This is a genomic window from Mesorhizobium sp. M7A.F.Ca.MR.245.00.0.0 (assembly GCF_003997415.1).
Classification (GTDB): domain Bacteria; phylum Pseudomonadota; class Alphaproteobacteria; order Rhizobiales; family Rhizobiaceae; genus Mesorhizobium.
Window position 1 is genome coordinate 21913 of sequence record NZ_RZTE01000032.1, and the last position, 15817, is coordinate 37729.

The 15817-nt window shown below is 61.9% G+C and carries 16 protein-coding genes and 2 pseudogenes; 11 read left to right on the forward strand and 7 right to left on the reverse strand.

The features are described from left to right. Positions 1-18: 18 nt before the first annotated feature. The 4 genes from EOB80_RS25510 to dhaL (EOB80_RS25525) all read left to right on the forward strand — a co-directional run bounded on the left by EOB80_RS25510 (position 19) and on the right by dhaL (EOB80_RS25525) (position 4759). On the forward strand, positions 19-1011 hold the full coding sequence (locus tag EOB80_RS25510) for a dihydroxyacetone kinase subunit DhaK (protein ID WP_127330541.1): 993 nt from the start codon (positions 19-21) through the stop codon (positions 1009-1011). 11 nt (positions 1012-1022) lie between these two features. Next, a complete protein-coding gene (gene dhaL / locus EOB80_RS25515; RefSeq protein WP_127330543.1) occupies positions 1023-1685 on the forward strand; it encodes a dihydroxyacetone kinase subunit DhaL in 663 nt (220 codons plus the stop codon). Between the two features lie 268 nt (positions 1686-1953). Continuing rightward, complete coding sequence (locus EOB80_RS25520; protein ID WP_127330545.1) at positions 1954-4050, forward strand: bifunctional sugar-binding transcriptional regulator/dihydroxyacetone kinase subunit DhaK; 2097 nt, start codon at positions 1954-1956, stop codon at positions 4048-4050. Between the two features lie 58 nt (positions 4051-4108). Continuing rightward, the gene (gene dhaL / locus EOB80_RS25525) at positions 4109-4759 is read left to right on the forward strand and encodes a dihydroxyacetone kinase subunit DhaL (RefSeq protein WP_127330547.1); all 651 of its coding nucleotides are present in this window, start codon (positions 4109-4111) and stop codon (positions 4757-4759) included. Between the two features lie 55 nt (positions 4760-4814). On the opposite strand, the pseudogene EOB80_RS25530 reads toward dhaL (EOB80_RS25525), so the two are convergent. Next, positions 4815-5144, reverse strand: a pseudogene (locus tag EOB80_RS25530) (carbohydrate ABC transporter permease); the annotation flags it as partial. 240 nt (positions 5145-5384) lie between these two features. Between EOB80_RS25530 and EOB80_RS25535 the strand changes: the two are divergent. From EOB80_RS25535 to EOB80_RS35910, 4 genes and pseudogenes are all read left to right on the forward strand, one after another. Next, positions 5385-5879: an ATP-binding cassette domain-containing protein gene (locus EOB80_RS25535; protein WP_206516843.1), complete on the forward strand. Its 495-nt coding sequence runs from the start codon at positions 5385-5387 to the stop codon at positions 5877-5879. Between the two features lie 338 nt (positions 5880-6217). After that, positions 6218-6589, forward strand: a pseudogene (locus EOB80_RS35900) (ribose ABC transporter permease); the annotation flags it as partial. A gap of 43 nt (positions 6590-6632) precedes the next feature. Then, entirely contained in the window at positions 6633-7037 is a 405-nt protein-coding gene (locus tag EOB80_RS35905) for a hypothetical protein (protein WP_281058094.1), read from the forward strand. Between the two features lie 901 nt (positions 7038-7938). Continuing rightward, entirely contained in the window at positions 7939-8466 is a 528-nt protein-coding gene (locus EOB80_RS35910) for a hypothetical protein (protein ID WP_206516844.1), read from the forward strand. Between the two features lie 993 nt (positions 8467-9459). Here the strand turns inward: EOB80_RS35910 and EOB80_RS34610 are convergent. Then, positions 9460-9615: a hypothetical protein gene (locus EOB80_RS34610; protein WP_164762717.1), complete on the reverse strand. Its 156-nt coding sequence runs from the start codon at positions 9613-9615 to the stop codon at positions 9460-9462. Positions 9616-9696: 81 nt separating this feature from the next. On the opposite strand from EOB80_RS34610, the gene EOB80_RS25555 reads away from it, so the two are divergent. The 3 genes from EOB80_RS25555 (at position 9697) to EOB80_RS34615 (ending at position 10420) form a co-directional block, all read left to right on the forward strand. Next, entirely contained in the window at positions 9697-9912 is a 216-nt protein-coding gene (locus tag EOB80_RS25555) for a hypothetical protein (RefSeq protein ID WP_127330549.1), read from the forward strand. Then, the gene (locus tag EOB80_RS25560; RefSeq protein ID WP_127330551.1) at positions 9909-10166 is read left to right on the forward strand and encodes a hypothetical protein; all 258 of its coding nucleotides are present in this window, start codon (positions 9909-9911) and stop codon (positions 10164-10166) included. The genes EOB80_RS25555 and EOB80_RS25560 overlap by 4 nt, the downstream gene beginning before the upstream one ends. 107 nt (positions 10167-10273) lie before the next feature. Continuing rightward, complete coding sequence (locus tag EOB80_RS34615; RefSeq protein ID WP_164762718.1) at positions 10274-10420, forward strand: hypothetical protein; 147 nt, start codon at positions 10274-10276, stop codon at positions 10418-10420. Between the two features lie 60 nt (positions 10421-10480). Here the strand turns inward: EOB80_RS34615 and EOB80_RS25565 are convergent, their stop codons facing one another. From EOB80_RS25565 to EOB80_RS25585, 5 genes are read right to left on the reverse strand one after another with little or no spacing between them, the layout of a single operon-like run. Continuing rightward, complete coding sequence (locus EOB80_RS25565) at positions 10481-11407, reverse strand: LysR substrate-binding domain-containing protein (RefSeq protein WP_112619573.1); 927 nt, start codon at positions 11405-11407, stop codon at positions 10481-10483. Positions 11408-11465: 58 nt separating this feature from the next. Further along, entirely contained in the window at positions 11466-12380 is a 915-nt protein-coding gene (locus tag EOB80_RS25570) for an SMP-30/gluconolactonase/LRE family protein (RefSeq protein WP_127330553.1), read from the reverse strand. 12 nt (positions 12381-12392) lie between these two features. Then, positions 12393-13895, reverse strand: a complete 1503-nt coding sequence (locus EOB80_RS25575; protein WP_127330555.1) for an aldehyde dehydrogenase family protein — start codon at positions 13893-13895, stop codon at positions 12393-12395. A 25-nt stretch (positions 13896-13920) separates the two neighbouring features. After that, the gene (locus EOB80_RS25580; RefSeq protein ID WP_206516846.1) at positions 13921-15381 is read right to left on the reverse strand and encodes an aldehyde dehydrogenase; all 1461 of its coding nucleotides are present in this window, start codon (positions 15379-15381) and stop codon (positions 13921-13923) included. Between the two features lie 35 nt (positions 15382-15416). After that, on the reverse strand, positions 15417-15794 hold the full coding sequence (locus EOB80_RS25585; RefSeq protein ID WP_109661499.1) for a carboxymuconolactone decarboxylase family protein: 378 nt from the start codon (positions 15792-15794) through the stop codon (positions 15417-15419). Positions 15795-15817 lie beyond the last annotated feature (23 nt).

A 15817-nucleotide genomic window follows, 5' to 3' on the forward strand; every position in this document is an offset into this window, starting at 1 on the left:
CGCAAGATTGGAGCAACAATGCAGCGGTTTATCAACAATCCCGACGAGGTCGTCGAGGATACGGTCAAGGGCTTCGTCAAGGCGCATGCCGACATCGTCAGGCTCGGCGACAATCCCCGCGTCATCGTCGCCCGCCAGGCGCCGGTCAGCGGCAAGGTCGGCGTCATCACCGGCGGCGGCTCCGGCCACGAGCCTGCCTTCATCGGCTATGCCGGACGCAACATGCTGGACGCGGTTGCGGTCGGCGAGCTGTTTTCGTCGCCGACAGCAAAGAGCTTCTTCGACGCCGCGCGCGAAGCCAATGGCGGCAAGGGTGTCGTCTGCCTGTACGGTAATTATGCCGGCGACAACATGAATGTGAAAATGGCCATCAAGCTCGCCGCCAAGGACGGCATCGAGATCGCAACGGTCGTTGCCAACGACGATGTGTGCTCGGCGGGACCGGATGAGCGCCACAAGCGCCGCGGCGTTGCCGGCGAGATCTTCATGTGGAAATGCGCCGGCGCCAAGGCCGCGGAAAGTGCCGATCTCGCGGACGTGCAGGCAGTGGCGCAAAGGGCGATCGACAACTGCCGCTCGATTGGTGTTGGCCTTGGCCCTTGTACGCTGCCCGCCGTGGGGCACCCCAACTTTCTAATCGAACCGGGCACGATGGAAGTCGGCATCGGCCATCACGGTGAACCGGGCGTCAGGATCGAGCCGCTGAAGCCCGCGGCCGAGATCGCGCGGGACATGGTCAAGATCGTCCTGGACGATCATGACCTTGCGGCCGGAACCGAGGTTGCGGTCCTGGTGTCCGGCCTCGGCGCAACGCCGGTCAACGAACTCTACATCCTCAACGGCACGATCGAACAGGAAATCGCCGGGCGCGGATTGAACATCTACAGAACCTACATCGGCAACTATTTCACCTCGCTGGAAATGGTCGGAGCCACGCTCACGGTCATGGCGCTCGACGCCGAACTGAAAAGGCTGCTGGACGTGGACGTCGATTGCCCCGCAAGGCTCTAGGAGACAGACGAATGCAGCACTTTGACAACGCTTCCGCCGGCGACATCGTTCTTTCGATCGCGGATCGGATCATCGAAAATCGGGCCTATCTGAGCGAGATCGACGGCAAGATCGGTGACGGCGACCACGGCGTCAACATGGCCAAGGGCTTCGGCATGGCCGCGGAGCGAATCAGGGGCAACGACGTGTCGCTGGCCACGGCGCTCGATACGCTGGGCACGGTGTTGATGACGGAGATCGGTGGCTCGATGGGACCACTCTACGGCGTCATGTTCACGCAATTCGCCGAAACCATCGAGACATCGCCGTCCATCGACGCAAAGACCTTCAGTGCCATGCTAACCAACGGTCTTGAAGGCGTCCAGGCGATCGGATCCGCCAAGGTCGGCGACAAGACGCTGCTTGATACCCTCGTTCCGGCCATCGAGGCTTTCGACGGCGCCAACGCCGACGGCAAGCCGTTCCCGGAAGCCCTGGATGCGCTGGTTGTCGCGGCCGAAAAGGGTCGCGACGGCACGAAGGATCTGGTGGCGAAGATTGGCCGGGCCAGCCGCCTGGGCGAACGCTCGCTCGGCGTCCTCGATGCCGGCGCCACATCCTGTGCCTTGATCCTGAAGGCCCTGGCGCTTGGTGCCAGGCAGAAACTGCAGCTGTCGGCGACGGCAGGTCGTTGAATTGTGAAGTATGCTCCTCCCGAGCAATGGCTCCCGGCTGACCTTCCAGCCGGGAGCGAGCCAGAGCATGATCCCGAAAAGTGGAATTCGGTTTTCTCGGACAAACGGAAACCATTTGTCCAGAGATCATGCTCAAACAGAGCCAGAGCCCCATCCAGATCTCATCGGGATGGGGCAGGTTCTGGTGCCTGATCGGAGCCAGATTGAGAGTTCGCCCGTTTGCGCTCATCTTGGCGATCGATCTTGGGATTCGGGGAAACCGGGCAGCATGACCGTCAAGACACCATCAGCACGGAAGAACGGAACCGTGCGAGCCGGAGCCGACGCTACGGCTGAACCCATTCCGTTGCGCTATGGCGACGACCCCTATGTCTGGGCCTGCTGGCTCTATTACGAAGATCGCATGACGCAGGGCGATATCGCCGACATCATGGGCATTTCGCGGGCGACGGTGAACAGTTATTTGGCTGATGCGCGCGCCAGGGGGATCGTCAACATTTCCCTCGAGCCATCGCGGCTGAGTTCACTCTCGATCGCGCAGGAACTCAAACGTCACTTCGGCCTGCATGACTGTCTCGTCGTGCCGAGCGACGACAATGCGCGGCCGCTGATCGATCGCCTTGGCGGTGCTGCGGGCCAAGCCCTGAACAAGCTTTTGAAATCCGGCGACACGCTTGCGGTTGCCTGGGGACGAACGGTGCTGGCGATCGGCGAGCAGGCGTCGGTGCCTGCCCTTCAGGACGTCACCGTCGTTCAGGCCACCGGCGGAACGAGCGCCAGTTTTGCTTACACGCCGGAGCTCTGCGCCTCCGCCATCGCCAGCGCGATCAAGGCGAAGCTGATCAACATCACAGCGCCTGCGGTGGTTTCCACGGCCGAAGTGCGCGACATCCTGTTGCGCGAGACGCTCATTGCAAGCCAGTTCGACGCGCTTTCCAAAGCCAACAAGGCGCTGTTCGGCGTCTCTTCGCTACGGCCAAATTCAACGATCCACACCAGCGGCTTCTTTGAATCGGTTTCGTTGCAGCAATATCTCGCCAAGGGTGCGGTGGGCGTGGTTGCCGGCCGCTTCATCGATGGTCAAGGCCATCCGGTGGTCGGCCCGCTCGACGACCGGACGATCGGGATATCGCTGCAGATGCTGAAGTCCATCGGCCTGCGGATCGCGGTTGCCGGCGGTTTCGACAAGGTGCCGGCAATCCTCGCCGCGCTGCGCGGCGGCTACGTCAATGTGCTTATCACCGACGCTGCCACGGGGCGCGGCATCCTGAACGCCGATGGCGTGACAGAGCTTGACCAGAAGCTGTCGCAACGCCCGAAGGTCGACAACAGCGTGGCGCTGCCCAGCAACTTCCGGACCCATATTAAGAAATTCCTGAACGACCCCGACGATGTTGTCGAGGAGATGCTTGACGGCGCGTTGAAAGCCCACGCCGCCTACATCAAGCCGATCAAGGGGTCCCATCGTGCCCTTGTCGCCCGAAACGGGCCGAGGCCAGGCAAGGTAGGGCTTGTCATCGGCGGCGGCACCGGGCATGAGCCCTGCTTTCTCGGCTATGTCGGCAAGGGCCTCGCCGATGCGGTGGCGGTCGGCAACATCTTCTCGTCGCCTCCTCCGGGTCCGATCTTCCAGTGCGCCCAGGCCGCGTCGGGCGGCCAAGGCGTGCTCTTCGTCTACGGCAATTACGCCGGCGACGTGATGAATTTCGAAATGGCGGCCGAGATGGCGGCGGAAAACAGCATCGAGGTGCGGACGGTCGTGACGACGGACGATATTGCCTCCTCGCCGCTGGAGGACAGGGAGGGACGCCGCGGCGTTGCCGGCAACTTCTTCATGTTCAAGATCGCCGGAGCCGCCTGCGACCGCGGCTGGTCGCTCGAGGCCTGCGAGGCAGCAACCCGCAAGGCGAATGCACGGACATTCACTATGGGCGTCGCGCTGGAGCCCTGCTCCCTGCCGCAGACCCGCCGCCACAATTTCGAAATCGGTCCCGACGATATCGAAATCGGCATGGGCATCCACGGAGAACGTGGTGTTATCCGCGAAAAGATGATGAGCGCCGATGAGATCACGGATCGGGTGATGGACCGCATCTTTTCGGAGATGAAACCGGCATCGGGCGACCGAGTCGCGGTGCTGATCAATTCATTTGGGGCGACGCCACTGATGGAGCTCTACATTCTCTTCAGACGCGTCGAGCAGCGGCTGAGTGCCAAGGACATCAAGATAGAGGCGAACTGGGTCGGGCACTATTGCACGTCGCTCGACATGGTCGGTGCGTCGATCTCGATCTTGCATCTCGACACCGAGTTGACGGACTTGTTGCATCATCCTTGCGATACCGCCTTCCTGAGGGTCGGCTGAGAACACAAGACATGCGCCCCACGAAGGGCTGCATCCTGCTTGAACTGGGAGGAACACGATGGCGGACAACGCGGCGCGGCAACTGAGCCGGATGTTCTATCGCATTTCCATCGCCATCGAGGCGGGAAAAGACCATCTCTCGGATCTGGACGGTGCCATTGGCGACGCCGACCACGGCATCACCATGTCCCTCGGCTTCATGGCAGTGAATGCGGAGCTGGCCAAACTCAACCTCGACGACACGCTTCCGTCGGAGGTTTTGACTGCGGCAGCGTCAGCCTTTCTCGATGCGGTCGGCGCATCTACGGGACCGCTTTATGCGACAGCGTTCCGGAGAGCAGCGCAAGCCCTCAAGCAGGAAGATTGCCTTTCATCCACAGGCCAGGCGGCAATTGTCGAGGCAATGACGACCGGCATCATGGAGCGCGGCAAGGGCCAACGCGGCGACAAGACGATGCTGGATGCATGGATTCCTGCAACGGAAGCCGCCGCCAGTGCGCGAGCCCGCGCAGCTTCAAGCATGGAAATGTGGAAAAGCATCCTGGAGGCAGCGGAAGCCGGCGCCAATTCGACACGATCCATGGTCGCTGCGCGCGGCAGGGCCGCCAGGCTGGGCGAGCGATCCCTGGGACACATGGATCCGGGTGCCGCCTCGGCCGTCATCATCCTGCGCGCGATGAAGGACACTTTTGGCGAACCGCAGGGATAGGCGGTTCTGGCGGCCGTGGCAGGCGGCGCACGCCGAACGATGGCCTGTCACCGAGTTAGCCTTTGACCGCTCCAGCGGTCATGGATCCCGATATCTGCCGATACATCACAAGCCCCAGCAATGCCGGCAAGGCGCCCAGCATCATGACCGCGGAAGCGGCTCCCCATTTTACGCCACCGCCGCTTGCGGCGAAAAAGAAGGACGCGCCGACCGTCATCGGGACGGCACGACTGGTTGTCAGCATAAGGCCGAAGAGGAATTCGTTTCAGGCGGAGATGAAGGTTGTGACCAGCGCCGGGCGGATCACCGGCCGGACGATCATCATCATCACCTGCAAGGAGCTTGCGCCATCGACTTTCGCTGCCTCGTCGAGTTCGGCCGGCACATACCCGCGGCCACAGACCCCGTTGCGCCCCGATTCAGTCGTTGCAACAAACCTGTGTCCGAGACCAAGCCTTGGCATTACAGTCTCAAACGCTCTCCCTTGGGGTCGTACCAAGGCGTGAGCTGCGCGATAGCGGTGTATCGCTTCCACGCGACTTCGATCTCAAGTGGCGCGGCTGCGAGCTAGGTATCGTCGACGCCGTCCTCGCATTCCATGTAGCCCATGCCGAGCGAGGCCCCGATGCGGTGGCCGTTCGGCGCCGACCTTCGCACAGCCGGTTCGGTCCGCATTGGAGGTCGCCCCAGCCGTCCTGCGGATCCGTTCGAGGCAATAGCCGACGGCATCGGCATGGTGCCAGAGAACCGCAAGGAGCAAGGGTTGTTCCTCGACCATTCGGTGGAGGACAATATTGCGATCAGTTCGCTCGACCGCTTCGTGGCGGGAGGCGTCGTCAACCGGACAGAGCGGCGCGATGCAGTTCTGACACAGATGAAACGGCTGGGTCTCAGGCTCAACGCTCTCTCGCTGCCGGTGAAAGCCCTGTCCGGAGGGAACCAGCAGAAAGCAGCGCTCGCGCGATGGCTGCTTCGCGATTCCAGGGTGCTGATCCTTGAGGGCACCCGCGGCGTCGACATCGGCGCAAAGCGGGAGATCTACGAGGAGATCGATCAGCTGGCGCGCGCCGGCAAGGCAATCCTCGTCATATCGTGGACCTACCGGAAGCTATCGGCATAAGCGATCGCCTCCTGGTCATGCGCCAAGGCAGGATCGTGTCCGAACTGATCTCGGAGAAAACCTCCGAAGAAGAAGTGATGCTTTACGCGACGGGCACCGCGGCCCGTAGCGGAAACATAGGAGTCCAGCCGTGAACACCGCTCGAGATGAAATCGCCCAGCCAAAGGCGGCCGTTCCCGAACGCGTCCCGTTCGACTTGGTGGGATCGCGCCGGCATCCTGATGGTGCTGCTCGCGCTGGTCATTCTGATGTCGGCCACCGCGCCAAACTTCAACCGCGTCGATAACCTCCTCAACATTGCGCGCTCCATATCGGTGAACGCCATTCTGGCGGCGGGGATGACGCTTGTCATCCTGACCGGTGGCATTGAACTCTCCGTCGGATCGATCGTCGCCGTTTCCGGCGTGGTCTCCGTCATCGCAGCCATAGCCGGGGTGCCGGCGCCCGCCGCCGTCTGCATAGGCCTTGCGGTCGGCGCGGCCTACGGCCTTATCAACGGCGTGCTGACCGCCTATCTTTCGCTCGCGCCGTTCATCGTCACACTCGGCACGATGACGTTCCTGCGTGGCCTCGCCTACACCATCACCGAAGGCCAGCCGATAGTCTCCAGCTCCCTGAATTTCAAGGGCATCGGCAACGGATACCTCTGGGGCATCCCGGTGCCCGTCATCGTGATGGTGGTCGTCTACCTGATCGTCTGGTTCATCCTGGAACGCACGCGCTACGGCCGCCACGTCTATGCCGTTGGCGGCAATGCCGAGGCGGCAAGCTCGCCGGCGTACGCGTCAAGCGGGTCGTCACGTCCGTCTATGTCCTGGCCGGCGCCTGTGCCGGACTTGCGGCGTTATTTTCGCCGCCCGCGTGATCTCGGCCCAGCCAACGGCCGGCACCGGTTACGAGCTCGACGCGATCGCGGCGGTGGTGCTCGGCGGCACCAGCCTCGCCGGCGGCCGCGGCCGGATCGTCGGCACGCTGATCGGATCGGTGATCCTCGGCGTTCTGGGCACCGGCCTGATCCTGCTCAACGTGCCCTTCTTCACCCAGTTGCTGATCAAGGGCGTGGTCATCATCCTAGCCGTCGCCATCGACAGCCTGAAGCAGCGGCCGGGGCTCTTCCAATTCCGCAGGAACAGACCTCCCGGCGCATCAGACCGATAACGTCCAGGCGCCGCCGTTCGCGCCTGGCAGGGCCGGCCTTGCCCTTCCCCGCTCACACTCTTGAATTGGAAGAATTCTCCATGACCCTTGCCGTCGCCATCACGGATCCACTTGCCCGCCAGCGCAAGCGCGAACCGATCGTCTTTTCCGTCGCCGCGAACCTACGCAAGCCCCTCTGGTGGGCGCGCGACGAGGCCGGCAACCGGGTACTTTACCAGCGCCTGACGCGGGACACCAGGGCAGGCGAAATGCGTTTCATCGCGACCGTGAGTTTCAGCGGCCAGTTGCGGCTAGCGCTGGAAGAACCATGCAAGCCTAATTCAGCCAACATTCCCGGCATCAAGGTCCTAAAAGGCAAGGAGGCTGATTGCTTCGTCCGCCTCGACACCGGCGCATTCGATCTCGAGCTCTGCTCCGGCAGCGCGCAGGGCCTGGGCTCCTCCAAGTGGGGTATCCGCCACTTCCGTTCTTTGGTAGACGATTTCGAGTTGCTGCCCTCCGGCAACAATGCCATCGGCGGTTTCTACGGGCCTTTCTTCGCGCCCGAGAACGGACTAATCAACCCTCCCGAGCACACGACCGTCGAGATCGAGACGCTGGAACGCGGCCCAGTTCTCCATCATTACCGCATGCACGGCACGATCCCGGACGGGCTGCTCGACGAACTCAAGGGCAAGCGCTTCGATCGACTGGATCTTCACCCACGGGACGCCTTTCTTCCAGCGCCGCTACCAGGTCGATCCCTTCCAGACCGTCATCAATGGCTGCTCGGTCACCAACAAGATCACCGTCGGCGACGAGTTCGAGGGCGGCAAGGGGCAAGCTGGTCTTCGACCGCTTCGCCGCCTATGGCGGGACGCGCTACCGCGCGGGGGACCCTTATGCCGGCGAGCTCGTGGCCATGGTGGCCGACACGGTGGCCGATTCGACCAACCAGAGCCGGAAATTTGAGGAATTCCGTTCCAGCCTCAGCGACATCGAATCCGCCCATTGGGATCTCTACTGGCGCCTGTTCTGCAACTGGGAGGGCGTAGTCGGCGAAGACGAGCTGCGTGAACGGTTGGCCCGCGTGCGCGCGGCATGCCATGTGAAGGCCGACCTCACGGATCGCCAGTGGGTGCTGACGGATCGGCCGGTCGACGTGTCGGCGGTCGAGCACGAAACGATATCCCGGCCCGGCCGACAAGACGGTGGAATTCGACACGACTACCGGCCGCGCCATGGTCTGGTGGACGTCGCAGCCATCCGGCGCCTTCCAGATCGTCCAACGGCGCCAGTCCGGCTGGGTGAACTGGGGCAGCAATGGGAGAATGAATGCCCCGAACTGCCTGTCGGTGTTCAAATCAAGACCGCATACGGCCATTTCGCTGATCGGTGGCAATCGGTAGCTGATCAGCTGGAGACGCCCCTGACCGTCAGTGTCCGGTAGATCGGAGCCTAAGCATGACTCCTACTATTCCGGACATAAAATCCGCTTTCGAGCGCGATACGATTCGCCTTCGGCTTGAAGATATCCAGCCGCTTCACCTGTTCACCGAAAGCGCCAGGGAAACTCCCAAATACCAATAGGTCAGCTCGTCCGTCGAGATCGGACTTGTGGAACTGCCCGTGATCGCAAGGGACAAAGACACGCCGGGAAAGTACCTGCTGGTCGACGGCCACATGCGTATCGAGATCTTGCGCGAGATAGGCGCCCCTGAGGTTGAATGTTTGGTCCAACGATGACGAGGCATTCACCTACAACAAACGGGTGAGCCGGCCTGCGGCGACACCACGATTAACAAGTCGCATGCGGATTTCTGCGCGATGGCTAAAAAGATGGGTGACTGAAATCAGGTCATGTGGCTCGGTAACGACAGGCCCACGGCGTCGCTCCGCCAGCCAGCCGGTAGTTGCCACCGCTTTACCGGTGTTCTCGTAGTGATTGGCCCGTCCTTTGGGTCCGGGCCTTTTCTGCAGCTACTTTGCAGCTACGCGGCGAGATCGGTCCACGACTTGGCAAGGAGGGCGGGCTTTTCCATGTGACGAAGCGATCGGGTGCCGATTTGGACTCTTATCGCAAAGATGGCTGCAGTTCAGGCGTCCCCCTAGTGATGGATAGGGCAGCCTGATCAATTCACGCCCTTGGGGAACGCCGCAGTGCGACATAGGCGGCACCGTGCCGCCAAGCGACAGAGTTGCTCGAAATTGGGGGCTAGCAGACCTATTGCGCTCTCTGTTTCTTGGCATATGCGGCAATGGCGCACAGCAAAGCCAACGCGGCAGCGTCGCATGCCGTCGCACATGCGGGCGAGATAGCAGCGGGGAATTCCGATCTCAGTCAGCTCGCGCGTTCGGACTTCACCCCTTTTTCGCGGGCGAATGACACAGCGCGATGTCGGAGGGATGGCTTAGGCCCGCAGGCCAAGGTCAACGAGCCGCGTCAGGTCGTCGCTGAAGTCGGGGTAATGTCTGAGCGGCTGAAAATCGACAGGTTCGTTGCGTTCAGCCTGCATTGCCGGCGCAGCTGTAGAGCAGCAGCTACCTGATCGGCGAGGCCCTGCAGATGATCGGCGAGGATGCCGAGCGGGTCCGTCATGCTTCCCCCCTCCCCGGAATCGGAACCAAAGCGATAAATGACGGTTTGCTAATGGAGGGATGGCAATCAGGACGCCGAGGAATGGTTGAACTTTTGAATTTGGAAATGGCGGTCGCCAGACAACGCGCGAAGAGAGCCGAACTCTCCCTCAATCAGGCGAAGACGATGCTCGACGGCAAGCACGGGCTTGCGATCAGCCTTGCACTGTGCAGCCGCATAAGAGCCGGGCAGGCCCGAGCGCAAGCAGCCCGCCGGCGGCTGCTGAAGATCACACCCATTGAGGAGTCTAGACCATGATATTGTTCGAACCACTGGACTCGGACGGTCACAAGCGAAGCGTGCTTTACCACGCAGCGCGGTTGTCGATGCTCCATGATCGAACGCTGATGCGATCCGACAAGGTTGACGAAGCGGCCGACAAGGTTGAGCGTGCGGCCGCCGTGCTGGTTGATGTTACCCAGGGCTCTGCCGTCGACGCTTTTCAGGAAGCGGTTTTCAGGAATTCGTCGGCGTTCCTTCGCCTCGAAGCGGGTCAGACACTCGGGCTCTGAGTCCCTCGATCGCCGAGGAAGCGGAAGCGATTCCAACCCCGTTCGCCGAGCATCGCTTAAGCCTGCTTGACCCGGCGCGCGACACGATGGCAGCGGAACGAAAGTCGTTGAACAAGGTTTACCCAACTAAGGGCGTTTTTCCTTTTAAGGGATTCGAAATAAAAACCCTCATCTTGGGCGCATTGGCCCTTTGTTTGGCCGCGCCTACGGTCGCTTCGGCGGATGAATTTATCGATCGAATCGACGAACAATGATAACCGAACGTCGCCGCCGAGGCTTCTATCTGCACCAGGCAAGTCCGAGCCCATCGGTTTTCAAGATGGCGTCAATGGTTTCCAGATGTGGGTGGAAATGATGTCTCGCAGTTCCGTGCGTACCGCGCGGAAGAGTGGGCGAAAGTTCGAGGACATTGGTCGCTGCGAGGAGGTCGCGAGGATCAGCTGTCGGGTAATCGGCGGGTCGAATGGCCAGACCTCGATGCGGCCAGCCTCGACAAGGAGATGCACGGAAGCATAGGGCAGAACCGTATAGCCAGTACCTTCCTCGACCAGCAGCAAGGTTGAAGGCATCGCCTCCAGCTCCATCTCGACACGCGGATAGATGCCATGCTCCGCCAGGGTATTATCAATGAGCCGCCGCAGCCCGTGCGGGCGGCTGGGCAGTATCATCGGCAGCTCAGCGAAGATGTTGAGGCCGACTGGCCCGCGCGGCAACACGCGCTCGGACAAGACCGGTCCGATCAGAAACAGTTCGTCATCGGCGAGCGGTTCGGTCAGCACGGAAGGATGGTTCGGCGAATTGTAGAGCACCGCGGCATCGATGCGACCGGCGATCAGCCATTCCAGGATATGGCCGCTGAAGCCTTCGATGACTTGCAGCGCGACATTGGGAAACTCGTTCTTGATCTTCTTGACCAGCGGCACCGTGAGCACGGTGCCGACCGAAGGCGGCACGGCCAGCACCAACCTTCCCTTCGGCGAGGATTTGAGGTTCGAGACGGCATTTTGCGCCAGCCGCATCCGCTCGACGATCTCGTCGGCATGAGCCTTCAAAAGCACGCCCGCCTCGGTCAGCACGACACCGCGGCCGTTGCGATAAAACAGCTCAACGCCGAGCTCCTCCTCAAGCCCGCGAATATGGCGCGTGACCATAGGCTGGGTGACATTGAGGTCGAGAGCGGCCTTTGAGAAGCTGCCAGCCGCACCGACGGCGATGAATACCTGTAGCTGCTTCGTGTCCAACTCTCACCCCAACCGTCCGCTGCTGCAGAGCCTCCGGGCTGACCCATCGGCGTCCGTGTCACATGCCGAACGGGTACTTCTGGCCTCGGACATTCAAGAACACGGCATAGACAGACGTTGTCGCCGTGATGAACAGCCGATTGTTGCGCGGCCCACCAAAGGCCAGGTTCGCAACCATTTCCGGCACCTGAATTTTCCCGATGAGTTCACCTTCGGGCGTATGGCATTGTACGCCATCCCATGCGCTGATCCAGAGATTACCCGCGATATCAACGCGAAAGCCATCTGGAATGCCTGGCGATATGTTTGCGAAGACGCGGGAATTTACCAATCTGTCGCCGTCGACGTCAAACTGCCTGACGTGATGTGGAGCGCTGCGGTCGGTGAGGAAGCCGGAGTCCGAAATATAAAGGTGCTTCTCGTCAGGCGAGAAGGCGAGCCCGTTCGGCATGGAGAAATCATCGGCAACGACTGTGATCATCCCCGACTGCGGATCGATCCTGTAAACGCGGCAGCCAGCCTGCTCCTGTAGGCCCTTGCGCCCGACATAGTCTGAAATGATCCCATAATTAGGATCGGTGAACCAGATGCTGCCGTCGGATTTCACGACCACATCGTTCGGCGAGTTCAAAGGCTTGCCATCGAAAGAGGCGGCCAGCACGGTGATCGAGCCGTCCCATTCGGTACGCACGACGCGGCGCTCCCCCTGCATGCATGTGATCAGCCTTCCGTTGCGATCGCGTGTGCTGCCGTTCGGGTTGCAGACATGGCTTCGGAACAGCGAAACCGCCCCCGTGTCCTCGTCCCATCGCAGCATGCGGTCGTTGGGGATATCGCTCCAGATCAGGGAGCGAAGATCGGCGAAATAGACCGGTCCCTCCGCCCAGCGATTTCCCGAATGGATGGTTTCGAGGAATGCGACCGGATCGATCAGGTCGCCGAACCGCGCGTCGATCATTTCGTAGCAGGACATCGGCCACCTCGCCTATGGCAGCCGGATCGCGACGGTCTTGGTCTCGGTGTAGAGTTGGAGCGCCTGCTCGCCGAGTTCGCGCCCCCAGCCCGATTGTTTGAACCCGCCGAAGGGCATGGTGACGTCATTGAAGTTGTGGCAGTTCACCCAGACCGTGCCGGATTTAATCTTTGCGGCCAGCCGATGCGCGGTGCCCAGATTGTTGGTCCAGATCGATGCGGCAAGGCCATACTCGGTGTCGTTGGCATCCTTGGCGAGTTTGTCCAGGTCCTCGTCGTCGAAAGGCATCGCACAGGCCACCGGTCCGAATATCTCTTCGCGGATCACCGACATGTCCGGCCGCGTCCGGGAAATCACCGTCGGCTTGACGAAATAGCCGACGTCACCCGCACGCCCGCCGCCCGTGACGATCTCGGCGCCGTCACTCCTGCCTTCCGAGATCAGTCGGGTGATGCGTTCCATCTGCTGCTGAGAGACGACGGGGCCAAGCTCCGTCGCAGGGTCAAGCCCGGCGCCGAGCTTCAGCTTTTCGGCGCGCGCCGCGATCCCGGACACGACCTTGTCGTAGATCTTCTTGTGAACGAAGAAACGCGTTCCCGCGCCGCAGCTCTGCCCGGCATTGAAGAATGCCGCGCTCGAGGCGCCGGCCACCGCCATGTCGATATCGGCGTCGCCCAGCACGATGGTCGGCGCCTTGCCACCAAGCTCAAGGCTGACCTTCTTGAGATTGCCGGTCGCGGCGCGAGCGATCAGCCGACCGACTTCGGTCGAACCGGTGAAAGCCACCTTGTCGATATCGGGATGGGCCGCCATCGCCGCGCCAACCGTTTCGCCAAAGCCGGTCAGGATATTGACCACACCTTCCGGAAAGCCGGCTTCCTGAACCAGCTTGCCAAAGTAGAGCGCTCCGAGCGGCGTCTGCTCGGCCGGCTTGAGCACGATGGTGCAGCCGGCCGCCAGTGCCGGCCCCACCTTCCAGGCGAGCATGCTGAGCGGGAAGTTCCACGGGATGATCTGGCCGACGACGCCGACCGGCTCGCGGCGGGTGTAGGCATGCCAGTCGCCCGGTGCGTTGACCGTCATCGTCTCGCCATTGATCTTGGTGGCCCACCCCGCATAGTAGCGGAGCGTCTCGGCCGTGAACGGCACCTCGCCATTGCGGGAATCGCCGATCGGTTTGCCGCTCTCATAGGAATTGAGCGTCGCCAGCATATCGACATTGGCATCGATCAGATCGGCGAGTTTCCAGATCAGCCTGGCGCGCTCGGCCGGCACCATTTTCGACCATGGACCGTCGATCGCCGTTCGCGCGGCCCTGACCGCCAGATCGACATCGGCGCCATCACCGGCCGGCACCTGCGCGATGACCCGGCCATTCGAGGGGTCGATGACGTCGAGCGACCGTCCGGAGGCCGCCGGCAGCCATGCGCTGCCGATCAGCATCGCGTGCTTGCCGCCGACGAACGCCGCCACCTTGGGATCGAGTGGTGGCACGGCATCGAAACGTATGTTCATGACTTCCTCCGAACGGTCTCTTCGATCAGCGCTGGACGAACGGCGCGGGAACGGAATTCCCGGCATCGATCCAGATGCTTTTTTCCTGAAGATATTCGTAGATGGCGGTCTGGCCGTTCTCCCGGCCGATGCCCGACTGCTTGTAGCCGCCGAAAGGCGAGAGATAGCTGGTGGCGCGGTACATGTTGACCCAGACGCTGCCGGCCTCGAGCCGCTCGGGCAAGCGGATTGCACGTCCTAGGTCCTGCGTCCACATCCCGGCCGCAAGCCCGTAGATGGTGTCGTTGGCGATGGCCACCGCCTCATCCTCATCCTCGAAGGGAATCACCGACAGCACCGGTCCGAAGACCTCTTCCTGGGCGATGCGCATGGACTGCTTCACGTTGCCGAAGATCGTCGGCTCCACGAACCAGCCATCGGCAATCGATTTGTCCTCGGGTATCTTGCCGCCGAGCAATTGCGCAGCGCCCTCACCGTTGGCGATGCTGATGTAGTCGAGCACTTTCGCGCGCTGGGGCAAGGTGGTGATCGGACCGACCTGGGTCTCGGGATCGAGCGGATCGCCGATCCTCGCGGTCTTTGCGAAGGCGACCAGCTTTTCCGTCACCTGGTCGTAGACGGAGCGCTGCACAAGCGCGCGAGAACCTGCAATGCAGGTCTGCCCCGTCGCGGCAAAGATTCCGGAAACGAGGCCGGGAATGGCTGCCTCCATCTTGGCGTCGGCGAAAACGATGTTGGCGGATTTACCGCCGAGTTCGAGCGTGACCTTCTTGAGGCCGCCGGCGGCAGCCTGATAGACGCGGCGGCCGGTTGCATCACCACCGGTGAATGCCACTTTCGCGACATCTGGATGGGTGACGAGGCGGTCACCGATTTCATGGCCGAAGCCGGTGACGATGTTGACGACGCCCTTGGGAAAGCCCGCTTTCTCGAAAAGCCGGCCGAAGAACAACGCCGAGACCGACGAGAATTCCGACGGCTTCCAGACGATCGTGTTGCCGGCCGCGAGCGCTGGAGCAAGCTTCCACGTCGCCAGCATCAAGGGTGAGTTCCACGGTGTGATCGCGGCCACCACCCCGAGCGGCTCGCGGCGCGTGTAGTTGAACACGCCCGGCTTATCGATCGGGATGACCCGTCCCTCGATCTTGTCTGCGAGCCCGCCAAAGAAGCGGAACCATTGCGGGATGTATTTGCACTGCATCCGCATTTCATTGATCAGCTTGCCGTTGTCGCGGGTTTCGAGAACGGCCAGGTTTTCGGCCTCCTCCGCCACGAGGTCGGCAAAGCGCGTCATGATCTGCCCACGCGCGCTTGGGATCATCGTCCGCCACTCGCCGCGAAACGCGGCCGCTGCTGCCTGCACGGCCGCATCGACATCGGCTACGCCAGCGCGCGGAACAAGCGCCCAGGCCTTGCCGGTGAAGGGATCGAAGGATTCGAAAAAATCGCCCGACTGCGCGGCGGCCGCGCGGCCGCCGATCAGCATCGAGAGCTTTTCCGTGGCCAGCGGCGGACGGGTTGTCATGCTCCGACTTCCTGCATGGCTTCGCGCGCCACCCGGAAGGAATCGACGCCTGCGGGCACGCCGGCATAGATCACGACCTGTAGAAGGACTTCGCGGATCTCGTCTTTGGTCACGCCGTTGGTCAGCGCGCCCTTCACATGCATCTTCAGTTCGTGCGGACGATTGAGCGCGGAAAGCATGGCGAGGTTCAGCATGCTGCGGGTCTTCTTGTCGAGCGTGTCACGGCCCCAGACAGCGCCCCAGCAATATTCCGTCACGAGTTCCTGCAGCGGACGATTGAAATCGTCGGCGCTGGCGAAGGATTTCTCGACGAATTCGGCGCCCAGAACCGATTTGCGGATTTCAAAACCCTTGTCGAACACGTCTTTGCCCATTGGATGGTCCTTTCCAGTTGCTT